Origin of the sequence: Nonomuraea sp. NPDC049480, from assembly GCF_044465905.1 — a bacterium.
GTDB lineage: Bacteria > Actinomycetota > Actinomycetes > Streptosporangiales > Streptosporangiaceae > Nonomuraea.
The window spans coordinates 1-3,150 of sequence record NZ_JBITMD010000073.1 but is presented as its reverse complement, the minus strand read 5'-3'; the positions used below and the strand labels follow the sequence as shown (position 1 = coordinate 3,150).

Annotated in this window: 4 protein-coding genes; all 4 read left to right on the top strand. The window is 69.7% G+C overall.

The features are described from left to right. Positions 1-171: 171 nt before the first annotated feature. The 4 genes from istA (at position 172) to ACIBX3_RS61095 (ending at position 3,089) form a co-directional block, all read left to right on the top strand. Positions 172-1,560, top strand: coding sequence for an IS21 family transposase (gene istA, locus ACIBX3_RS61110; protein WP_397130013.1), 1,389 nt, complete (start codon positions 172-174; stop codon positions 1,558-1,560). Positions 1,561-1,624: 64 nt separating this feature from the next. Then, positions 1,625-1,819, top strand: coding sequence for a hypothetical protein (locus ACIBX3_RS61105; RefSeq protein ID WP_397130012.1), 195 nt, complete (start codon positions 1,625-1,627; stop codon positions 1,817-1,819). A 14-nt stretch (positions 1,820-1,833) separates the two neighbouring features. After that, positions 1,834-2,697 (top strand): IS21-like element helper ATPase IstB, encoded by an 864-nt coding sequence (gene istB / locus ACIBX3_RS61100; protein ID WP_397130011.1) that lies wholly within the window; start codon positions 1,834-1,836, stop codon positions 2,695-2,697. After that, positions 2,694-3,089 carry a hypothetical protein gene (locus ACIBX3_RS61095; RefSeq protein WP_397130010.1) on the top strand — a complete coding sequence of 132 codons (396 nt, stop codon included), beginning with the start codon at positions 2,694-2,696 and terminating at the stop codon, positions 3,087-3,089. Before istB ends, ACIBX3_RS61095 begins: the two co-directional genes overlap by 4 nt. Positions 3,090-3,150: the final 61 nt, after the last annotated feature.

Genomic DNA, 3,150 nt, shown 5'->3' with positions numbered 1-3,150 from the left:
GTGATGCCGCTCAGGTGAAAGTGACCAGACCTGCTCTCTGAATTTTTCCAGGTGAGCGACTCGCCGGGAGAGATCGTTCTCGTCTCGGTGGGGCTCCCTCGACGCTTCGGATGATCAACGTTTCGAAGCAAGTCGGGGGAGCCGCATTCGATGCTCACACAGGGGGAAGACGTGGAAGCGCAGGCTTTGCGTAAACGTGGCTGGTCGATCTCGGCGATCGCGCGGCATCTGGGCCGCAGCAGGCCGACGATCCGGGCGTATCTGAACGGGCAGCGGGTGCCGGGGCAGCGCCGTCGCGGCGTGCCGGATCCGTTCGAGCCGTTCGCCGAGTACTGCCGGCTGCGGCTGGACGCCGAGACCGGCGATCCGCATCTGTGGGCCACGACGCTGTTCGACGAGTTGGTCGAGCTGGGCTATGCGGGAGGGTATTCGACCTTCACCCGGGCGTTGCGGGGGCGGGGACTGCGCCCGGACTGTGACAAGTGTGCGCACGCGGGCGGCCCGGATGAGTACGTCCGGATCGAGCACGCGCCCGGGGCCGAGACGCAGTGGGACTGGCTGGAGTTGCCGCAGGCGCCCGCCTCGTGGGAATGGGGTAGCGGCGCGCATCTGCTGGTCGGGACGCTGCCGTACTCGGGCATCTGGCGGGGCGTTTTGGCCGAGTCCGAGGACCAGCCGCACCTGATCGAGGCCCTGCATCAGGTGTGTGAGCGGCTGGGCGGCGTCAGCGCCGAGTGGCGGTTTGATCGGATGGCCACCGTCTGCCATCCAGCCACGGGTGAGGTGACGGCATCGTTCGCGCAGGTGGCCAAGCATTACGGGGTGATCGTGCGCGTCTGCCCGCCGGGCCGCTCGTGGCGCAAGGGCAGCGTGGAGAAGGCCAACCACGTCGCCGCCCAGCGCTGGTGGCGCACCCTGGGCGATGACGCCTCGCCCGCCCAGGCGCAGGCGTCGCTGGATGAGTGGTGCCGGCGGCGGGGCGACATCCGCATCCGGAAGATCGGCGGCGGCCGGGTGAGCGTGGCTGAGCTGGCCCGGCGCGAGCCGTTGCGGCCGATGCCGCACCCGGCGTTCCCGGCGGTGCTGGAGGTGGAGCGGCTGGTCGCGCCGCAGGCGCTGGTGAGTTTCCGCGGCAACTTCTACTCCGTCCCGCCCGGGCATGCCGGCCAGATGATGCTGGTGCGGCACCTGCTGGGGGCGGCCACGCTGGACATCGTCACCGCGGGTGGAGCGGTGCTGGCCCGCCATCGCCGCCAGGTCGATCACGCCGGGGTGATCTGCCAGGCCGACGAGCACGCCGCCGCGCTGGAGGCCAAGGTACTGGCCGCCCGCGCGCAGGCGGCCGGCGGCGGGCCGTGTCCACGCAAGACGCGCCGTCCGCCCTCGGTGGCCGCGCGAGCCGAGGCGGATCGGCTGCGCGGTGCGGGCGCCGAGGACAAAGCCCCGGTGGTCGACTTCGCCGCCTACGCCGCCCAGGCACGCCCGCTGTCGGCCGCCTCACCTGCCGGCCGGACCGGCACCAGCACTGGCGGCGACGTGGCCGGTCCTGGCCCGGCTTGAGGAACACCCTGGTGCACCCGGTCCCCCTGCCGGGTCGCGCCGCACCACCACGAAAGGGGGCCCGATGGACAGCACCACCGACGAGACCGTGCTCGACGAGACCGTGCTCGACGACCGATTCACCTGGGGACTGATCGTCGATGTCTTCGACGTGCTGACCGCCCACGGCTACCGGCGTCACAGCGACCGCGCGACCGGTGCCGCCGTCGGCGTGCTCGGCGATTTGTGCCGCGTCTATGAAGGGAAAGCACATCGATGACCGCACCCGGCCCCATGCCGGCCGCCACCGCGGCGGTGGCCTCTCTGGCTCCGCCGGCCACCCCCGCGCAGGCCGCTTGCTATCAGCGGTTGCGCGGCCATCTGGCCGAGCTCAAACTGAATGCCGCCGCGGCGGCCCTGCCGGCCGTGCTGGACGCCGCCCGCGACGAAGACCTCACCGTCGTGGAAGCCCTGGAACGGCTGATGGGCGTCCAAGCCCACGCCAGCCAAACCCGCCGAGCCGACAACAACCTGCGCTTTGCCAGCCTCCCGGCGCCGTGGAGCATCGACGACTACGACTTCTCCGCCCAGCCCGGCATCGAGGAAAGCCTGATCCGCGAACTTGCCTGCCTGCGGTTCCTGGACGACGCCACCAACGTGATCTTCATCGGGCCGCCCGGAGTGGGCAAGACCATGCTGGCCATCGGCCTGGCCCGCACCGCCGCCCTGACCGGGCACCGCACCTACTTCACCACCTGCGAGGACCTGATCCGGCGGCTGCAGCGTGCGCTGGCCGAGCACCGCTTTGCCACCGGGCTGCGCTTCTTCACCCAGCCCAAACTTTTGGTGATCGACGAGTTCGGCTACCGGCGGCTGGACGAGGACGGCCGCAGCCTGCTGTTCGAGGTCATCAACGGCCGCTACCTGAAAGGCTCCATCATCACCACCAGCCACGTCGGCATCTCCGGCTGGGCCGAACGCCTCGGCGATCCCATGCTCGCCGCCGCCCTGATCGACCGGCTCCTGCACCGCGGCATCATCGCCGCCATCGACGGGCCTTCATACCGGATGCGCGCCCACCAAGCCCACACCGACACCCTGCGCCGCGGCTTGACCGCCAGCACCTCCAGCACACCAGCGAAAGCATCCACGCCATGAGCCACGCCGAACAACGCGCCTGCCCGGTCTGCTCCACCCTGTTCACCTGGAACAGCAGCCGCCCCACACACCGCTTCTGCAATCCCAAGTGCAAAGCCATCTGGGCCCGCGAGATCAAGAAAGCCCGCAAGAACGGCCTGACTCCGCCCACACCCGGCGCCACTTGCCTGCGACCCGGCCGCGCAAACCCTCTCCCCGAAGACCTTCCCCGCGAAGACCTTCCCCGCGAAGAGACTCTCCGCGGCAAGTTCTCCGCCGCGCAACCGGCCCAAAGCAGCCGCGAGCTCCGTTGCCCACTTTGCCAGGAGCCCATCGCCGTGGTCAGCATGCTCCTCCCGCCAGCAGCTGCATACGTCGACACGCCGTCACAATCCGTGACGAACATCAACTAAAGCCGTACTATGAAGTCCAACGACCTGGCAATTTCCGCAGAGCAGCCCTGGTCAAAATCAC

Coding starts and splice junctions, on each gene's coding strand:
- ACIBX3_RS61105 (WP_397130012.1), top strand. CDS start 1,625: ATGGACAGCACCACCGACGAGACCGTGCTCGACGAGACCGTGCTCGAC.
- istB (WP_397130011.1), top strand. CDS start 1,834: ATGCCGGCCGCCACCGCGGCGGTGGCCTCTCTGGCTCCGCCGGCCACC.
- ACIBX3_RS61095 (WP_397130010.1), top strand. CDS start 2,694: ATGAGCCACGCCGAACAACGCGCCTGCCCGGTCTGCTCCACCCTGTTC.